The 16,766-nt window shown below is 71.4% G+C and carries 15 protein-coding genes; 11 read left to right on the top strand and 4 right to left on the bottom strand.

The genetic code is table 11. From position 1 onward, the window contains the following. Window positions 1–4: 4 nt before the first annotated feature. On the bottom strand, window positions 5–286 hold the full coding sequence (locus ACIO3O_RS23290) for a type II toxin-antitoxin system Phd/YefM family antitoxin (RefSeq protein ID WP_401748804.1): 282 nt from the start codon (window positions 284–286) through the stop codon (window positions 5–7). Beyond that, complete coding sequence (locus tag ACIO3O_RS23285; protein ID WP_401748802.1) at window positions 279–866, bottom strand: pyridoxamine 5'-phosphate oxidase family protein; 588 nt, start codon at window positions 864–866, stop codon at window positions 279–281. The genes ACIO3O_RS23290 and ACIO3O_RS23285 overlap by 8 nt, the downstream gene beginning before the upstream one ends. A 126-nt stretch (window positions 867–992) precedes the next feature. On the opposite strand from ACIO3O_RS23285, the gene hutU reads away from it, so the two are divergent. The 4 genes from hutU (at window position 993) to hutI (ending at window position 6,608) form a co-directional block, all read left to right on the top strand. Beyond that, window positions 993–2,657, top strand: coding sequence for a urocanate hydratase (hutU, locus tag ACIO3O_RS23280; protein ID WP_401748800.1), 1,665 nt, complete (start codon window positions 993–995; stop codon window positions 2,655–2,657). Window positions 2,658–2,674: 17 nt separating this feature from the next. Then, on the top strand, window positions 2,675–3,865 hold the full coding sequence (locus tag ACIO3O_RS23275; protein WP_401749117.1) for an allantoate amidohydrolase: 1,191 nt from the start codon (window positions 2,675–2,677) through the stop codon (window positions 3,863–3,865). Next, window positions 3,862–5,202: a formimidoylglutamate deiminase gene (locus ACIO3O_RS23270; RefSeq protein ID WP_401748798.1), complete on the top strand. Its 1,341-nt coding sequence runs from the start codon at window positions 3,862–3,864 to the stop codon at window positions 5,200–5,202. The genes ACIO3O_RS23275 and ACIO3O_RS23270 overlap by 4 nt, the downstream gene beginning before the upstream one ends. Window positions 5,203–5,438: 236 nt before the next feature. Beyond that, a complete protein-coding gene (hutI, locus tag ACIO3O_RS23265; protein ID WP_401748796.1) occupies window positions 5,439–6,608 on the top strand; it encodes an imidazolonepropionase in 1,170 nt (389 codons plus the stop codon). 119 nt (window positions 6,609–6,727) lie between these two features. Here hutI and ACIO3O_RS23260 read toward each other — a convergent pair whose 3' ends face one another. Further along, window positions 6,728–7,666, bottom strand: coding sequence for an RNA polymerase sigma factor SigF (locus ACIO3O_RS23260; protein WP_401748795.1), 939 nt, complete (start codon window positions 7,664–7,666; stop codon window positions 6,728–6,730). A 366-nt stretch (window positions 7,667–8,032) separates the two neighbouring features. Here ACIO3O_RS23260 and ACIO3O_RS23255 point away from each other — a divergent pair, with 366 nt between their 5' ends. From ACIO3O_RS23255 to ACIO3O_RS23230, 6 genes are all read left to right on the top strand, one after another. Next, complete coding sequence (locus tag ACIO3O_RS23255) at window positions 8,033–8,413, top strand: STAS domain-containing protein (protein ID WP_401748793.1); 381 nt, start codon at window positions 8,033–8,035, stop codon at window positions 8,411–8,413. A 643-nt stretch (window positions 8,414–9,056) separates the two neighbouring features. Further along, window positions 9,057–9,587, top strand: coding sequence for an ATP-binding protein (locus ACIO3O_RS23250; RefSeq protein ID WP_401749115.1), 531 nt, complete (start codon window positions 9,057–9,059; stop codon window positions 9,585–9,587). A 215-nt stretch (window positions 9,588–9,802) separates the two neighbouring features. Next, window positions 9,803–10,522, top strand: a complete 720-nt coding sequence (locus ACIO3O_RS23245; RefSeq protein ID WP_401749113.1) for a peptidase — start codon at window positions 9,803–9,805, stop codon at window positions 10,520–10,522. Between the two features lie 2 nt (window positions 10,523–10,524). Beyond that, window positions 10,525–11,388: a hypothetical protein gene (locus ACIO3O_RS23240; RefSeq protein WP_401748791.1), complete on the top strand. Its 864-nt coding sequence runs from the start codon at window positions 10,525–10,527 to the stop codon at window positions 11,386–11,388. Then, window positions 11,385–12,560 (top strand): hypothetical protein, encoded by a 1,176-nt coding sequence (locus ACIO3O_RS23235; protein WP_401748789.1) that lies wholly within the window; start codon window positions 11,385–11,387, stop codon window positions 12,558–12,560. The genes ACIO3O_RS23240 and ACIO3O_RS23235 overlap by 4 nt, the downstream gene beginning before the upstream one ends. A gap of 14 nt (window positions 12,561–12,574) precedes the next feature. Beyond that, complete coding sequence (locus ACIO3O_RS23230; RefSeq protein ID WP_401748788.1) at window positions 12,575–13,981, top strand: hypothetical protein; 1,407 nt, start codon at window positions 12,575–12,577, stop codon at window positions 13,979–13,981. Window positions 13,982–14,067: 86 nt separating this feature from the next. Here ACIO3O_RS23230 and ACIO3O_RS23225 read toward each other — a convergent pair whose 3' ends face one another. Then, window positions 14,068–15,588, bottom strand: coding sequence for a peptide MFS transporter (locus tag ACIO3O_RS23225; RefSeq protein ID WP_401748786.1), 1,521 nt, complete (start codon window positions 15,586–15,588; stop codon window positions 14,068–14,070). A 470-nt stretch (window positions 15,589–16,058) separates the two neighbouring features. On the opposite strand from ACIO3O_RS23225, the gene ACIO3O_RS23220 reads away from it, so the two are divergent. After that, window positions 16,059–16,736, top strand: a complete 678-nt coding sequence (locus ACIO3O_RS23220; RefSeq protein WP_189827734.1) for a response regulator transcription factor — start codon at window positions 16,059–16,061, stop codon at window positions 16,734–16,736. Window positions 16,737–16,766: the final 30 nt, after the last annotated feature.

The raw sequence follows: 16,766 nt of genomic DNA, 5'->3' as shown, positions 1-16,766 counted from the left end.
GGGGTCAGACGGGCCGATTGCGGATCTCTGCGGCCATCTCCTCAAGGGTGATGGACCCTTCCATGCCCTCCGCCTCGGCCGCATCGGCCAATTCGTTCAGCCAGGCCTCCTCTGCCTGCTCTTCGATCTCGCGCAGCCGCCGGTACTCGGCGATGTCGATCAACACCGCCTCTTCCTTGCCCCGGCGGGTGATGACGGTAGGGGTTTCGTCGCGTCGTGCGCGGTCTATGGCGTCGGCGAGGTGGCTACGAACCTCGGCCATGGACTCCACTACGGGCTCACTCATGCACCAAGTGTACGTGCTGTACATCTGGTGTGTCGAATGTCCACCGCGTCTGGCTGAACGGCGAGCCCTTGCCGAAGCCCAGCACCTTCACCGGCGCCACCTCGAAGACCACCGCCCTCCCCGGCCCGTGCCCGAAGTGCCCGTCCTCCACCTCGAACGTCCACTCGCTGCCGTACTTCTCCCGCCACGCCCCCGCCAGCACCCGCAGCCGCGCGTCGTCCGTGATCCGGCGGGCCTCGCCCTCCACCACCAGGTCGAAGCCCTCCTTCCAGCGGTTGGTGCCGGTGGTGAGGACCAGGCGGGGGTTCCCCCGGAGGTTCACCGCCTTCTGCTCGCCGGGGCCCGTGCAGAAGTGCAGCCGGTCGTCCCGCCACACCGCCGGCAGCGGTGTCACGTGCGGGCGGCCGTCGCTCCGTACCGTCGAGATCCAGTACAGCTCCGCCGACGCGAGGATCTCCACCGCCCGCGACCAGGGCGCCGCCACCGCCTCCTCCTCGCTGTAGTCGGCGCACAGCTCGGTGCGTACGGGTTCCCGGCCGGGGGTGTCCTTCTGTTCCGTCTTCTCCGTCTTCTCCGTCATGCAAGGGAAGACCCCGCGCGGCCCCGCAAGTCATCGGAACGAGGGTGTTGACTAGTTCTATTCAGAAGCACAGGATGTGAATAACAACATCATGGCAACGTCATGCGCCACGACCAGGAGGCATCCATGTCAGGACCCCGACCCGTACGAGCCCCCCGCGGTACGGAGCTCAGCGCCCTGGGATGGCAGCAGGAAGCCGCCCTGCGCATGCTCCAGAACAACCTCGACCCCGAGGTCGCCGAGCACCCCGACAAGCTCGTCGTCTACGGCGGCACCGGCAAGGCCGCCCGCGACTGGCGCTCGTTCGACGCCATGGTGCGCACGCTCAAGACGCTGAAGCAGGACGAGACGATGCTCGTCCAGTCCGGCCGCCCCGTCGGTGTGATGCAGACGCACGAGTGGGCGCCGCGCGTCCTCATCGCCAACTCCAACCTCGTCGGCGACTGGGCGAACTGGGAGGAGTTCCGGCGCCTGGAGCAGCTCGGACTCACCATGTACGGGCAGATGACCGCCGGGTCGTGGATCTACATCGGTACGCAGGGGATCCTCCAGGGCACGTACGAGACCTTCGCCGCCGTCGCCGCCAAGCGGTTCAACGGCACGCTCGCCGGGACCATCACCCTCACCGCCGGTCTCGGCGGCATGGGCGGCGCCCAGCCGCTCGCCGTGACCATGAACGACGGCGTCGCCATCTGTATCGACGTCGACCCGCGCGCCATCGAGCGCCGCATCGAGCACAAGTACCTGGACGTGAAGGCCGACTCGCTGGAGCACGCGCTCCAGCTCGCCGTCGAGGCCCGGGACGCCCGCCGCCCCCTGTCGATCGGCCTGCTGGGCAACGCCGCCGAGCTGCTGCCCCGCATGCTCGCCGAGGGCGCGCCCATCGACATCGTCACCGACCAGACCTCCGCGCACGACCCCCTCGCCTACCTCCCGATCGGCGTCGACTTCGACGACATGGCCGACGCCGCCGCCAAGGACCCGGCGGGCTTCACCACCCGCGCCCGCGAGTCCATGGCCCAGCACGTCGAGGCGATGGTCGGCTTCATGGACGCCGGTGCGGAGGTCTTCGACTACGGCAACTCCATCCGTGGCGAGGCCCAACTCGCCGGTTATGCGCGGGCGTTCGACTTCCCCGGCTTCGTGCCCGCGTACATCCGTCCGCTCTTCTGCGAGGGCAGGGGCCCGTTCCGCTGGGCCGCGCTGTCGGGCGAGGCGTCCGACATCCACAAGACCGACCGCGAACTGCTCAAGCTCTTCCCCGAGAACGAGTCCCTGCACCGCTGGATCAAGATGGCCGGCGAGCGCGTCCACTTCCAGGGCCTGCCCGCCCGCATCTGCTGGCTCGGCCAGGGCGAGCGCGACAAGGCCGGTGAGCTCTTCAACAACATGGTCGCCGACGGCACGCTGGCCGCCCCGCTCGCCATCGGCCGCGACCACCTCGACTGCGGGTCGGTGGCCTCCCCGTACCGCGAGACCGAGGCCATGCTCGACGGCTCCGACGCCATCGCCGACTGGCCGCTGCTCAACGCCATGGTGAACGTCGCCTCGGGTGCCTCCTGGGTGTCCATCCACCACGGCGGCGGCGTCGGCATGGGCCGCTCCCTCCACGCCGGTCAGGTCTCGGTGGCCGACGGCACCAAGCTCGCGGGCGAGAAGATCCGCCGCGTGCTCACCAACGACCCCGGCATGGGCGTCATCCGGCACGTCGACGCCGGGTACGACATCGCCGAGCGGACCGCCGACGCCCAGGGCGTCCGCGTCCCCATGCGCGAGGGCGGGGACGCGTGACCTCCTCGTTCCACGAGATGTGGGCGGAGCTGCTGCCGATCGGCCGCAGCTCCGCCTCCGGCGGCTACCGGCGCTACGCCTGGAGCGCCGCCGACGCCGACTGCCGGGCCTGGTTCCGCGCACAGGCCGAGGCGCGCGGACTGACGTACGAGCTGGACCGCAACGGCAACCAGTGGGCCTGGCAGGGCGACCCCCTCGCCGGGGACGCCGTCGTCATCGGCTCCCACCTGGACTCCGTGCCCGACGGCGGCGCCTTCGACGGGCCGCTGGGAGTCGTCTCCTCCTTCGCCGCGCTCGACGAACTCCGCCACAGGGGAGTGGAGTTCGCCAAGCCCGTCGCCATCACCAACTTCGGCGACGAGGAGGGCGCGCGCTTCGGCCTCGCCTGCGTCGGCTCCCGGCTCGCGGCCGGACAGCTCACGCCCGAGAAGGCGTACGAACTGCGCGACGGCGACGGCATCTCGCTGCCGCAGGCCATGGAGGCGGCCGGACACGACCCGACCACCATCGGCCCCGACCCCGAACGCCTCGCCCGCATCGGCGCGTTCGTGGAGCTGCACGTCGAGCAGGGGCGCGCCCTGGACCTGTCCGGGGACGCCGTCGGCATCGCCTCCGCGATCTGGCCGCACGGCCGCTGGCGGTACGACTTCCACGGCGAGGCCAACCACGCCGGTACGACGCGCCTCGTCGACCGGCGCGACCCGATGCTGACGTACGCGGAAACCGTCCTCGCCGCCCGCGAGCAGGCGGAGCTCACCGGCGCGCTCGCCACCTTCGGCAAGATCTCCGTCGAGCCGAACGGGGTCAACGCCATCCCGTCGCTGGTGCGCGGCTGGCTCGACTCGCGGGCCGCCGACCAGGACACCCTGGACAAGGTCATCGCAGGCATCGAGGCCGCCGCCCACGAGGCCGCGAACCGTGCGGGCATCGACCTGAAGGTCGTACGGGAGTCCTTCACGCCCGTCGTGGAGTTCGAGCACGCCCTGCGCGACGAGCTCGGGCGGCTCCTCGGGGGCTCGCTCCCCGTCCTCGGTACGGGCGCCGGACACGACGCCGGAATCCTCTCCGCGTCCGTGCCGACCGCCATGCTGTTCGTACGCAACCCCACCGGCGTCTCGCACTCCCCGGCGGAGTACGCGGCCGAGGACGACTGCGTCACCGGAGTCCGCGCGCTCGCCGACGTCACGGAAGGTCTCGCCCGCGCATGACGAGCACCACGACTTACTGGATGGAACACGCCTGGCTCGACACCTACGTCGAGCCGGGCGTGGCCGTGGACGTGTCCGACGGGCGGATCACCGCCGTGCGCAAGGGCGTCGACGCCCCGCCACCGGGCGCCGTCGCCCTGCGCGGACTCACCCTCCCCGGCCTGGCCAACGCCCACTCGCACGCCTTCCACCGGGCCCTGCGCGGGGCGGTGCAGGTCGGGTCGGGGACGTTCTGGACCTGGCGCGAGGTCATGTACGGCGTCGCGTCGCGGCTCACCCCGGACTCGTACCACGCGCTGGCGCGGGCGGTGTACGCGGAGATGGCCCTCGCCGGGATCACCTCGGTCGGCGAGTTCCACTACGTGCACCACGCGCCGGGCGGCACCCCGTACGCCAACCCCAACGCGATGGGCGAGGCCCTGATCGCCGCCGCCTCCGACGCGGGCATCCGGCTGACGCTGCTGGACACCGCCTATCTGTCGTCGGGCTTCGGGGCGGCCCCCAACTCCCACCAACTGCGCTTCAGCGACGGTACGGCCGAGGCCTGGGCGGAGCGGGTGTCGGTACTGGCCGACTCGGCGTACGTCCGGCACGGGGCGGCCATCCATTCCGTACGGGCCGTACCCGCCGCCGAGCTGGCGACCGTCGCCAAGTGGGCGCAGGACCGGCAGGCCCCGCTGCACGTCCATCTCTCCGAGCAGACCGCGGAGAACGACGCCTGCCAGGCGGCGCACGGCTGCACCCCGACCCAACTCCTCGCCGACCGCGGGGTGTTGGGGCCGTCGACCACGGGTGTTCACAACACCCACCTCACCGACGCCGACATCGCTCTCCTCGGCACCTCGGGCACCGGCACCTGCATGTGCCCGACGACGGAGCGCGACCTCGCGGACGGCATCGGCCCGGCGGTCCAGCTCCAGCGGGCGGGCTCCCCGCTCTCGCTCGGCAGCGACAGCCACGCCGTGATCGACCTCTTCGAGGAGGCGCGGGCCATGGAACTGAACGAGCGCCTGCGCTCGCGCACCCGGGGGCACTGGACGGCGGCGGCCCTCCTGCGGGCCGCTTCCGCCGACGGGCATGCGGCGTTGGGATGGGGGGACGCGGGGGTCATCGAGGCCGGTGCGCTCGCCGACTTCACGACGGTCGCGCTGGACACCGTGCGGACGGCGGGGCCCGTTCCGATACTGGGGGCCGAGACGGCGGTCTTCGCGGCGACCGGTGCGGATGTGCGGCACACGGTGGTGGGTGGGCGGCAGGTGGTCCGGGACGGGACCCACGTGGTCGTGCCGGATGCGGCGCGGGCCCTTGCCGATTCGATCGCGGCTCTGCACGGGTAGGGGCCTCGTGGCGACCCGTGCCGGGAGGCTTGGCCCTGTCCGGCTTGGGCAGGGGAGTCCCCAGCCCCGCCCCTTCACCTCAACCCGCGGGGGCATGCACGGTTCCGTGCGGGTGTGTTGTGGTTGCTCGCGCCCACGCGGCGGAGCCGCACATCGATACAGCCCCGCGCCCCTGGAGGGGCGTGCTTCGCAGCCCCAAGCACCTCCCCCCCCACCTTCGACCACGGACAAGGAACATGGCCTCCACCCTCATTCACAGCATCGGCTCGCTCGTCACCAACGACCCTGCCCTCGGGCAGGGGCCCCTCGGGCTTGTCGAGGACGCCGCCGTCCTCGTCGAGGGCGAGCACATCGCCTGGGTCGGGCCGAGCGGCCGGGCCCCGCAGGCGGACAGTGCGTACGACGCCCGGGGGCGGGCCGTGATCCCGGGTTTCGTGGACTCCCACTCGCACCTGGTCTTCGCCGGTGACCGCACCCAGGAGTTCGCCGCCCGCATGTCCGGCCAGCCGTACAAGGCGGGCGGGATCCGGACGACGGTCGCCGCCACCCGCGCCGCGAGCGACGAGGAGCTCGCCGCCAACCTGGCCAGGCACCTGCGCGAGGCGCTCCGCCAGGGCACGACCACGTTCGAAACCAAGTCCGGGTACGGGCTCACGGTCGAGGACGAGGCCCGCGCCCTGCGCATCGCCGCCGCGCAGACATCGGAGGTGACGTACCTCGGCGCGCACATCGTCAGCCCCGACCACGCCGACGACCCGGCCGCCTACGTCGACCTCGTCACCGGCGACATGCTCGACGCCTGCGCCCCGCACGCCCGCTGGATCGACGTCTTCTGCGAGAAGGGGGCGTTCGACGGCGACCAGGCGCGGGCGATCCTGACCGCCGGGAAGGCGAAGGGGCTCATCCCGCGCATCCACGCCAATCAGCTCTCGTACGGTCCCGGCGTGCAGCTGGGAGTCGAGCTGGACGCCGCCAGCGCCGACCACTGCACCCACCTCACCGACGCCGACGTGGACGCGCTGGCCAGCGGGAACACGGTGGCCACCCTGCTGCCCGGGGCGGAGTTCTCGACCCGCGCCCAGTGGCCCGACGCCCGGCGGCTGCTCGACGCGGGCGTCACCGTCGCGCTGTCGACGGACTGCAACCCGGGCTCGTCGTTCACCTCGTCCATGCCGTTCTGCATCGCGCTGGCGGTACGGGACATGGGGATGACCCCCGACGAGGCGATCTGGTCGGCCACGGCGGGCGGCGCCCAAGCCCTGCGGCGCACCGACATCGGGCGCCTCGCCCCGGGAGCACGCGCCGATCTCGCGCTGCTGGACGCCCCCAGCCACGTACACCTGGCGTACCGGCCCGGTGTGCCGCTGGTCGACGCGGTCTGGCGAAACGGTGTGCTTGTGGGGTGAGCGGCTGGGTAGGCGCTCCGTGCAACACCCTGCACAACTGAATGTTGGACTGCCCCGGATACGGCCTGGGGCAGCCCAACGTTCAGTGAAAGGGAGAGGTGTTACCGGACTTGCTCGACCTACTCGACGACGGTCAGGCCCTTGCGGAGCTTGACCAGCGTGCGGGAGAGCAGGCGCGAGACGTGCATCTGGGAGATGCCCAGCTCGTCGCCGATCTCCGACTGCGTCATGTTGGCGACGAAGCGCAGCGAGAGGATCTGGCGGTCGCGGGTCGGCAGCGAGGCGATCAGGGGCTTCAGGGACTCGACGTACTCGATGCCCTCCAGACCGTGGTCCTCGTAACCGATCCGGTCGGCCAGCGCGCCCTCGGAGTCGTCCTCCTCGGGCTGGGCGTCCAGCGAGCTCGCCGTGTAGGCGTTGCTCGCGGCCATGCCCTCGACGACCTCTTCCTTGGTGATGTCCAGCTTCTCGGCCAGCTCCGCCACGGTGGGGGAGCGGTCCAGCTGCTGGGCCAGTTCGTCGCCCGCCTTGGCGAGGTCCAGGCGCAGTTCCTGGAGGCGGCGCGGGACGCGCACGGACCAGGAGGTGTCGCGGAAGAAGCGCTTGATCTCGCCGATGATCGTCGGCATCGCGAAGGTCGGGAACTCGACGCCGCGGCTGAGCTCGAAGCGGTCGATGGCCTTGATCAGGCCGATCGTGCCGACCTGGATGATGTCCTCCATCGGCTCGCTGCGGGTGCGGAACCGGGAGGCGGCGAACTTGACCAGGGCCAGGTTCAGCTCGACCAGGGTGTTGCGGACGTAGGCGTGCTCGTGGGTTCCCTCTTCGAGGGATTCGAGACGCTGGAAGAGCGTCTTCGACAGGGCCCTGGCATCCAGCGGCCCCACCTCGTCGTACGGCGGGATCTCGGGAAGGTCGGAAAGGCTGTCGGGCCGCTCCGTGGGGGCCGCTGCGGCCACCCTGCTTCCGGTTCCTGTCTCGATCTGCTCGGGCGGGGGTGTCGACGCGGCGTCGTCCTGCGTGAGGTGGGTACGCGTCTCGTCGAGCCGGGGTGACATGGTCTCCTCCATCGTTCTCGGCATATGGCTGCCGATGCCGATACGTGTTCCTGCGGTGAAGCGGCGCCTCCAAAGCCGGTGGTGGGCGGACGGTGGTCGGATGTGTCGCTACTAGGCCTACCCGCTCGCGTTGGGCGGTTGCAAGTGCCTTATGTCCGAATAGGCCCAGTTCAGGACGTTGTTCGACTACCCGTGCGTGTGAAGAAGGCGTAGTGTTCTGCTGCTGTCGTGGGCATACCGCGCGGCCTTGACGCGGCCTTAAGGTGCGCTTGAGTGAGAAACAGAACACACCGGTGCGATGCGTAAACACTGTGCCGGTGAGCAGGACACGTAGAAGCAGAACCACGACGGCGAAAAGGGACGGGCATGGACCGCGGGACGGTCGGCAGCGCGAACCGGGGCCGGCTTCAGGTCGAAGTGCGGACCGAAGGCCGGAACGAGATCGTGACTCCGGCAGGTGAACTGGATCACCACACGGCCGAACTGCTTCGGGAACCTCTGGAGCAGGCGCTCGACGACGGGCGGACACGTCTGGTGATCGACTGCTCGCTCCTCGAGTTCTGCGACTCGACGGGGCTGAACGTCCTGCTCGGTGCCCGGCTGAAGGCCGAGGCCGCGGGCGGCGAGGTGCACCTGGCGGGCATGCAGCCCGTGGTGGCCCGCGTCTTCGAGATCACCGGGGCGGAGGCCGTCTTCACCGTGCACGACACGCTTGCCGACGCCCTCGCCACGACCCCGGGCAGCTGACCCGACCCGGCCTCCTCGTGCGCCCGGCACACATGCGTGCGGCGCGGCCCGTCGCGAATCGTGGGTGTTCTCACGGTTCGCTCGGGCAGGAGGAATCACAGACCCTGCAAACGACGACTTGGTGAATCGGTGAGGTGAAGCGCTGATGAGCACCACCCGGCAGCATCCGCCGGGCGACCTCGGCCCCGAGCCGGACGGCATCGCCCCCGATGCCTCCGGCGACGCCTCCGCGACCGCGGAGGGCGTGACCGAGGTTCCTGCCGGGGCGAGGGCCGCATCGGCGACGGGCGCGCCCGCGCCCTCCGCGCCGCCCGCACCCCTGTCGTCCGCGCCAGCCCCGGGCGACCCCGTGGCGGCCCCGACCGATGCCGCGGGCGTCGTCGACGCGGTCGCGAGCGGTGACCTGCTCGCGGGCGGTGACGCCGTCGCGAGCAGCGCCGGAGCCGCGTTCGCCCCTGTGGCCGACGCCGGTACGCATCTCGCCGACGCCCCCGTGGCCGACGCCGGTACGCACCTCGCCGACGCCCCCGTGCGCGGCGCCCACCCCACGGCCTCCGGCGGGGCCGGTGGGTCGCAGGGCTCGTTCGGCGTGCCCTCGGCCGGTGCCGCGGGCGGTCCCGCCGCCGCGCCCCGGGTCTCCGGCATGCCCGGTGTCCCCGACGCCTCCGACGTGTCCGAGGCCTCCAGCGGTACGAGTACGGATACGGGGACGAACACGAGCACCGACAAGGCCGCCGACACCCTCGCCGCCGCCGAGGCCGCGGGCCAGCTCCGCTCCCTCGAACTGAACGGCGCCAGCGGCATCGTCCCGCTCGCCCGCGACTTCACCCGGCAGGCGCTCTACGACTGGGGCTGGCTCCCCGCCTCCACCGCCGACCGGCGGGCCGCCGCCGAGGACGTCCTCCTCGTCGTCTCCGAGCTCGTCACCAACGCCTGCCTGCACGCCGAGGGCCCCGAGTCCCTGCGCGTCGCCAGCGACGGCAAGGTGCTGCGCCTGGAGGTCACCGACCGCAGCGGCGGCGAGCCCACCCCGCGCACCCCGCACCGTGCGGGCCGCCCCGGCGGCCACGGCATGTTCATCGTCCAGCGCCTCTGCCTGGACTGGGGCGTCTCCCGCGCGCCCGAGGGTGTCCCGGGCAAGACCGTCTGGGCCGAACTGGCGGCCCCCGCCTAGGAGTTGCCGCCCACGGCCGCCGGAGCGGCCGCATCCCCCGTTGTTGGAGAGCACGTCGATACCGGCGTGCTCTTTGTCTTCCCCTCGTCAGGTCACCGGCGTACCTTGAGCCACCAATCTGATGCGCCGTCAGTAACGTGGCCGACCGTGCCCGGCCCGGTACCCGGCGACGCTCCCGCGTACGAGGGGATCACGAGGTGTCGTACCAGAAGCAGATGCGGACGCCGGCCCGCAGGCCGGGCGCTCTCGCGCTCGCGGCCGCGGTCGCGAGCTCGGTGGTGCTGATCGCCGCCCCCACCGCGCAGGCCGACGTCGTGGACGTCAACTACCAGTGCAAGACGCCGATCGGGAACAAGGGGGCGGTCTCCCCGATCGACATCAAGGCGGTCAAGAGCGGCAGCGGCTACACCCTCACCATGTCCTTCCAGAAGGGCGTCTCCTCCAGCCCGGTGGAGCTGGGCAAGGGGGCGATGAAGCCGAGCGCGGTCATCAAGCTGGGCGGCGCGGACAGCGGCCGGGTGTCGGTGGCAGGACCCGCCAACTCCGCCGCCATACCGGCCAACACCCCCATCAAGATCAGCGACCTGTCCGGCACCTACACGCCGAAGAAGAGCGGCAAGGTCACCTTCACCGCGGGCGTCCTCACCATCAAGGCCCTCGGTACGACGACCACCTGCACCCCCTCCAACAACCCCAAACCCTCCCTGGAGTTGGACGCCAAGGGCTCCGGCGGAGGATCGGGCGGCTCCTCCGACTCCGGCTCCTCCGGCGACAGCGCCTCCCAGAGCGGACCCTCCGACAGCGGCGAACTCCCCAAGACCGGCCCGCTCGACTCCGCCGTCGCCCTCGGCACCCTCGGCGGCACCGTCCTCCTCGCCGGAGCCGCGGGCACCCTCTGGCTCACCCGCCGCAACCAGCAGCGCTCCCCGCACTGACCGTGCGCCGCCACGTCCTCGGCGTACCGCTCCTGTTGGGGCTCCTGTACGTCACCGGGCCCGCCCCCGCCGTCCACGCCGCCGACGCGTGGACGGCGGGACCTGCCGCCGGTGGCGGCACCCGGCCCGACAGCAACGGCCGCCCGTACTTCTACCTCCAGGGCGCACCCGGCACCGTCTTCGAGGACACGCTGTCGATCGTCAACCCGGAGCGCACCCCCCGCACGGTCACCCTGCGCACCGTCGGCGCCCGGGGAGCGTGGATCGCGCTCGCCTCCCGGCAGGTGCGGGTGCCCGCGCGCACCCGGGCCGACGTGCCCTTCACGGTGACCGTCCCGGCCACCGCCCAGCCCGGCGACCACCCCGGCACGCTCGTCGCCGCCGCCGACGGCCGCGAGCAGCGCACCGAGGTCCGGCTGCGGGTCAGCGGGCCCACCCTGGCGGCACTCTCCGTCGAGGACGTCCGCATCGAGGACGGCCTCATCCGGTACGCCCTGGTCAACCGGGGCAACACCACCCTCACCCCGCGCGTCGCCGTCCGCGCCGACGGGACGCTGGGCGGCGAACTGCTGCGCCGGGAGCCCCGCGAGATGCAGGACCTGGCCCCCGGCCGCCGCGCCGAACTCGCCGAGATCTGGACCGACACCCCCGCCCTCGACCGGGCCCGCGCCCGCCTCACCGTCACCGCCGACCCCGGCGTCCGCGAGGAGGCCACCGCGACGGCGACCTTCGTGGAGTGGGGTCCGGGGCTGGGACTCGGCGGGGGAGTGGCGGCACTCCTCGCGGCGGGCGGGCTGGGGATCGTACGACACAGGAAACGTGCGGCACAGGAGACGTGCGCGGCACAGGAGGAGGAGCGCGGATGAGGACTGGCCGGAGCGTGGCGGTGGCCGTCATGGCAACTGTGCTGATCCTGCTGGGAGTCGGGGGTGCGGTTGCTGCCGACACACCCGGTGTGACGCTCTCCCGGAGCGAGGCCGGGAAGGGCGGCGAGATCACCGTCAAGGGCAGCGGATGGCGGCCCAAGGCCCTGCTCATGCTGCTGATCTGCGGCGAGGCGTCCCCGGCGACCGGCGTGCCCGGCGGCACCAACTCCTGTGCCAACGCCGAGGGCCGGGCCGTCACCACCGACGCCGAGGGCCGCTTCAGCCGCGAACTGGAGGTCGCCGAGCCGCCCAAACCCTGCCCGTGCGTGGTGCACGTCGCCACCGTGCAGGGCCAACAGGCCGCCGTCGACGCCGAGTTCACGGTCGCCGGGCATCCCGTCGCGCCGCTGCCGAAACCCGCGCCGGACGCCGGGCTGCTCGCGGTGATCCGCTCCGACGTACGGCTGGACGGGTCGGGGTCGCTGCTGACCTGGTTCGGCGCGCCGCAGACCCGCCGGGTCGTGCTGCGGCTGGGCAACCCCGGCTCCGCGCCCGTCGTCGACCCCGTCTTCCAGGTCGGCACCTCGCACGGCGTCTTCTCGCCGCTGTGGGAGGAACGCCGGTGGCGGGGCACCATCGCCCCCGGCAAGGAGGCGGAGGTCGCGCTCGACGTGCAGCTCCCGGCGGGCGCGTACGGGGACTACCTGGTCTCGGTGAAGTACGGCAAGACCGTGATGGCCGCCCAGCCCTGGGGGGTGGACCGGCCGTGGGGCGTGGTCCTGTTCTGGGTGCTGCTGGCGGTGGTGGTCCCGGCGGGGCTGTTCCGGATCGGGATGGCGGTGGTGGACCGGGTGCGGCCCCGGGCGGGGGCGGCCCTCGCGGGGCGCTCCCGGGCCCGGCACCGGACCGTACGGCAGTGGGCCCAGGCCGATGCGGGATTCTCCGTACGGCCCGGGGCGGGGGCCGCCGAGGAGGAGGGCGGCGAGCCGACGGCCGTGCTGCCGCTGCCCTGGTTCACCCCGGACAGCGCGCCGACGCCGCCGCCCGCACCGCCGCCGCCGACCTTCCCGCACAAGGAGCCGTACGACCCGGCGCACGCACAGGTTTCCGCACCGCATTCCGCACCGCACGAGAGCACCGCCAACTCCCCTACCCCGAAAGGCAATTCGTGAAGACGCAATGGAGGATGGGCGCGACCGGTATCGCGCTGATGCTCACCGGTGCGGGACTGGTGCTGGCTGCGCCCCCCGCGCTGGCCGCCGAAGTGTCGTACAAGACCGAGTGCATTCCGCCGTCCATCTCGGGCCTGCCACCGGTGCAGGGCACCACCAAGGTGAACGTGACCGCGCCCGCGACGGCGAAGGTCGGCGACGAGGTCGAGGTGGTCTGGAAGACGGTCGAGGCCGCGTCCAAGAACCCCGACGTCCTCAACCTCGACAAGGACACCGTCAAGCCGACCGGCACCCTGAAGGTCGGGGGAGCGCAGACCGCGGACCTCACGGCGGAGGGGCCGAGGCAGAACCCGCCGATCCCCAAGAACAGCCCCATGGTGCTGCCCGAGATGAAGGCCAAGCTGAAGCTGACCAAGGCGGGCGACGTCACGCTCACCCCGGGCGCGTACACCATCAACGTCAGCAAGCCGATGTCGACGGACACCAAGTGCACCCCGAAGGAGGCGGTCAAGGCCTCGGCGACGATCAAGGTGACGGACGGCGGGGGCGGCACGACCGGCGGCACGTCGTCTTCGGGCGGCACCACGTCCTCCGGCGGTACGACCACGACCGGCGGCAGCACCTCCAGCGGCGGCACCACCACGACCGGCGGCTCCTCCGACACCGGTGGCTCCTCCGACTCCGGCGGTTCCTCCGACTCCGGCGGTACGAGCACCACCGGCGGCGGTGACGGCGGCAAGACCGACTTCCCCGGCAAGGAGGTCTCGGTCGAGTACGCCTGCACGTCCCCCGGCCCGGCGAGCATCAAGACGAAGATCACCGTCAACGCCAAGAAGAACGGCGGCAGCTACGACCTCACCGTCACCACCGCCAAGGGCGTCATGAACAGCCCCGCCGCCCTCCCCGCCGGTGCCCTCAAGCCCTCCCTCCAGCTCACCCTGGGCGGCTCCGACAAGGGCAGCACGAAGGTCACAGGACCCGGCAACAAGGACCCCCTGGAGCAGGGCAAGCCGGTCGACCTCCCCGACATGACCGGCACCTACAAGCCCGGCGCGAGCGGCAAGACCACCCTGGCCCCCGGCACCCTCACCATCGACGTCTCCCTGGGCGGCCAGAAGATTGCCATCCCCTGCACGGTCAAGGGCACGGCCCCCGTCTCCCTCGAACTCGACACGGCCGCCCAGCCGGGCGGCGCGAGCGGCAGCAGCGGCAGCGGCTCCGGCAGCGGCTCGGGCTCCGGCTCCGGTACGTCATCGGGCGGCACCGCCTCCTCGGGCGCCGCCGGGGGCGACCTCGCCGACACCGGGGCCGAGGACAGCGGCGCCCTGCGCGCCCTGGCCCTGGTCGCCGGAACCGTCATCCTCCTCGGAGGCGCGGTCTTCACCTTCACCCCGTGGCGGCGGCTGAGGGGCACCCGGTAGAACCCGGGACGCGACCGGGGAAACGGCGGAGGGCCGCCGCACCGATTCCGGTGCGGCGGCCCTCCGTACGAGCGGGTGGAGCAGGATCAGTGGATCTCGCCCATCATCTCCTGGACCTTCTTGCGGTACATCCAGACCGCGAGGCCCGCGATCACGGCCAGCGAGGCCTCGGCGGCGATGACGCCGAGCCCGTTCAGGCTCACACCGCCCAGCGAGAGCAGACCGGTGATGCAGTCGCCCGCGGTGACCGCGAGGAACCAGACACCCATCATCTGCGAGGCGTACTTCTGCGGGGCCATCTTCGTCGTGACGGAGAGGCCGACCGGGGAGAGGCACAGCTCACCGATGGTCTGGATCATGTAGATCGAGACCAGCCACATCGGGGAGACCTTGTCGCCGCCGCCCGACATGTTCATCGGGACGATGAAGACGAAGAACGAGGCGCCGACCAGGACGATGCCCATCGCGAACTTCACGATGGTGTTCGGCTCCTGGTTCTTGCGCGCCAGCCACAGCCACAGCCAGGCGAAGACCGGGGCCAGCGCCATCACGTAGAGCGGGTTCAGCGACTGGTACCAGGTGGCCGGGAAGCCCAGGCCGAAGACCGTGGAAGCGGTGTTCTTGGAGGCGAACAGGGCCAGCGTGGAGCCACCCTGGTCGTAGATCATCCAGAAGACGGCGGCCGCGACGAAGAACCAGATGTAGGCGCTCATCTTGGTCTGCTCGGGGGCCGAGAGCTGCTTGTCGCGCTTGATGCGCGTCAGCACGGCGACCGGGATCAGCAGACCGGCGAGAGTGATCGGGACCAGTGCCCAGTTCAGCGTGAAGACGCCGATGGAGACGACCACCGCGTAGAAGACCACGACGACGGCGGCGATGCCGACGGCCTTGACCAGCAGGCTCTTGCGCTCGGCGGCGTCCAGCGGGTTCGGGACGACGCTGGACTTGGCGCTCATGTTCTTGCTGCCCAGCAGGAACTGGAGCAGACCCAGGCCCATGCCGACCGCGGCGAGGATGAAGCCGAAGTGCCAGTTGACCTTCTCGCCGACCGTACCGACCACGAACGGGGCGACGAACGCACCGAGGTTGATGCCGATGTAGAAGAGCGTGAAGCCGCCGTCACGACGCGGGTCGTTGGGACCGTCGTAGAGGTGGCCGACCATCGTGGAGATGTTGGCCTTGAGGAGACCCGAGCCGACGGCGACCAGGATCAGACCCGCGAAGAACGCGATCTGGCCCGGCAGCGCCAGCGACAGGTGACCGGCCATGATCACGCAGGCCGCGATGGTGACGGTCTTGCGGGCGCCCCAGACACGGTCGCCGAACCAGCCGCCGGGCATGGCCATGAGGTAGACCATCGCCACGTAGACGGAGTAGATGGCGGTGGCCGTGGCCAGCGTCATCCCCAGACCGCCGCCCTGGCTGCCCGTCGCGGCGTCAGCGCCGCCGGACACCAGGTAGAGCACCAGAAGTGCACGCATGCCGTAGTAGGAGAACCGCTCCCACATCTCGGTCATGAAGAGAGTGGCCAGGCCGCGGGGGTGGCCGAAGAAGGCCTTGTCCCCGGCAACCGAGCCGGGGGTTTCCTTCGTCAGGCTGGACGCCATGGTCGATCCTTGCTTGCTCGGGACGCGTTCACGATGGAGTTCTCGGAATCCGCGCCCGGGTGGGGGGCAGCCGGCACCGGAGCGGAAGGGTTGCCGCTCCGAGATCCACGCCCCGCGGCGCATCGTCGCGCGCGGAGCCCGGCCCTAGGTCATTGAGTCATTCACCCGCCGTCGGGCACGCGCCCTCGGGCGCGCGTCGTCAGGATCGGTGAATCCGATCAAGCACACAAAAGGGCCCGTGGCAGTCATTGCTGCCAAAGGCCCCCGATTAGTGCAACAAACGTGTTCGCCACCTTACGACACGACAGTGCGGCATATGGAAGGACTTGAGAGATGGATCACAGGCTTCCACGGAACTAACTTCCCCCATTCCAAGGTCCTACAACGGAATGGGCCGCAGAGCCGCAGGCACCCTCCGTTCCTGGACGATCACTCCCGGGGCACTGGCCACGCCGACTAACATTCCCCCCATGACCCGTGTACTGCTCGCCGAGGACGACGCATCCATTTCGGAGCCACTGGCCCGCGCACTGCGTCGGGAGGGTTACGAGGTCGAGGTCCGCGAGGACGGACCGACCGCCCTGGACGCCGGACTCCAGGGGGGCATCGACCTCGTCGTGCTCGACCTGGGACTTCCCGGAATGGACGGCCTGGAGGTCGCCCGCCGGCTGCGCGCCGACGGCCACACCGTGCCGATCCTGGTGCTGACCGCCCGTGCCGACGAGGTGGACACCGTCGTCGGACTCGACGCCGGCGCCGACGACTACGTCACCAAGCCCTTCCGTCTCGCCGAACTGCTCGCCCGGGTCCGGGCCCTGCTGCGGCGCGGCTCCTCCGAGCCCGCCCCGGCCCCCGCCACCCACGGCGTGCGGATCGACGTCGAGTCGCACCGCGCCTGGATGGGCGACGAGGAGCTCCAGCTCACCGCCAAGGAGTTCGACCTGCTGCGCGTCCTGGTGCGCGACGCGGGCCGGGTCGTCACTCGCGACCAGCTGATGCGCGAGGTCTGGGACACCACCTGGTGGTCCTCCACCAAAACCCTCGACATGCACATCTCCTGGCTCCGCAAGAAGCTCGGCGACGACGCGGCCAACCCCCGCTACATCGCGACGGTACGAGGCGTCGGCTTCCGCTTCGAGAAGAGCTGACCACCACGGTCCCGGCGGCGACCGTGCATT

It is taken from the genome of Streptomyces sp. NPDC087440 (assembly GCF_044744005.1).
In the GTDB taxonomy this organism is placed as follows: Bacteria; Actinomycetota; Actinomycetes; order Streptomycetales; family Streptomycetaceae; genus Streptomyces.
Note: the sequence above shows the minus strand (reverse complement) of the source record. Positions and strands in the feature narration are given on the sequence as shown.

What these genes read in the sequence shown, in the direction of transcription:
- ACIO3O_RS23290 (WP_401748804.1), bottom strand. Translation starts at nt 286, where the DNA reads ATGAGTGAGCCCGTAGTGGAGTCCATGGCCGAGGTTCGTAGCCACCTC.
- ACIO3O_RS23285 (WP_401748802.1), bottom strand. Translation starts at nt 866, where the DNA reads ATGACGGAGAAGACGGAGAAGACGGAACAGAAGGACACCCCCGGCCGG.
- hutU (WP_401748800.1), top strand. Translation starts at nt 993, where the DNA reads ATGTCAGGACCCCGACCCGTACGAGCCCCCCGCGGTACGGAGCTCAGC.
- ACIO3O_RS23275 (WP_401749117.1), top strand. Translation starts at nt 2,675, where the DNA reads ATGTGGGCGGAGCTGCTGCCGATCGGCCGCAGCTCCGCCTCCGGCGGC.
- ACIO3O_RS23270 (WP_401748798.1), top strand. Translation starts at nt 3,862, where the DNA reads ATGACGAGCACCACGACTTACTGGATGGAACACGCCTGGCTCGACACC.
- hutI (WP_401748796.1), top strand. Translation starts at nt 5,439, where the DNA reads ATGGCCTCCACCCTCATTCACAGCATCGGCTCGCTCGTCACCAACGAC.
- ACIO3O_RS23260 (WP_401748795.1), bottom strand. Translation starts at nt 7,666, where the DNA reads ATGTCACCCCGGCTCGACGAGACGCGTACCCACCTCACGCAGGACGAC.
- ACIO3O_RS23255 (WP_401748793.1), top strand. Translation starts at nt 8,033, where the DNA reads ATGGACCGCGGGACGGTCGGCAGCGCGAACCGGGGCCGGCTTCAGGTC.
- ACIO3O_RS23250 (WP_401749115.1), top strand. Translation starts at nt 9,057, where the DNA reads ATGCCCGGTGTCCCCGACGCCTCCGACGTGTCCGAGGCCTCCAGCGGT.
- ACIO3O_RS23245 (WP_401749113.1), top strand. Translation starts at nt 9,803, where the DNA reads ATGCGGACGCCGGCCCGCAGGCCGGGCGCTCTCGCGCTCGCGGCCGCG.
- ACIO3O_RS23235 (WP_401748789.1), top strand. Translation starts at nt 11,385, where the DNA reads ATGAGGACTGGCCGGAGCGTGGCGGTGGCCGTCATGGCAACTGTGCTG.
- ACIO3O_RS23230 (WP_401748788.1), top strand. Translation starts at nt 12,575, where the DNA reads ATGGGCGCGACCGGTATCGCGCTGATGCTCACCGGTGCGGGACTGGTG.
- ACIO3O_RS23225 (WP_401748786.1), bottom strand. Translation starts at nt 15,588, where the DNA reads ATGGCGTCCAGCCTGACGAAGGAAACCCCCGGCTCGGTTGCCGGGGAC.
- ACIO3O_RS23220 (WP_189827734.1), top strand. Translation starts at nt 16,059, where the DNA reads ATGACCCGTGTACTGCTCGCCGAGGACGACGCATCCATTTCGGAGCCA.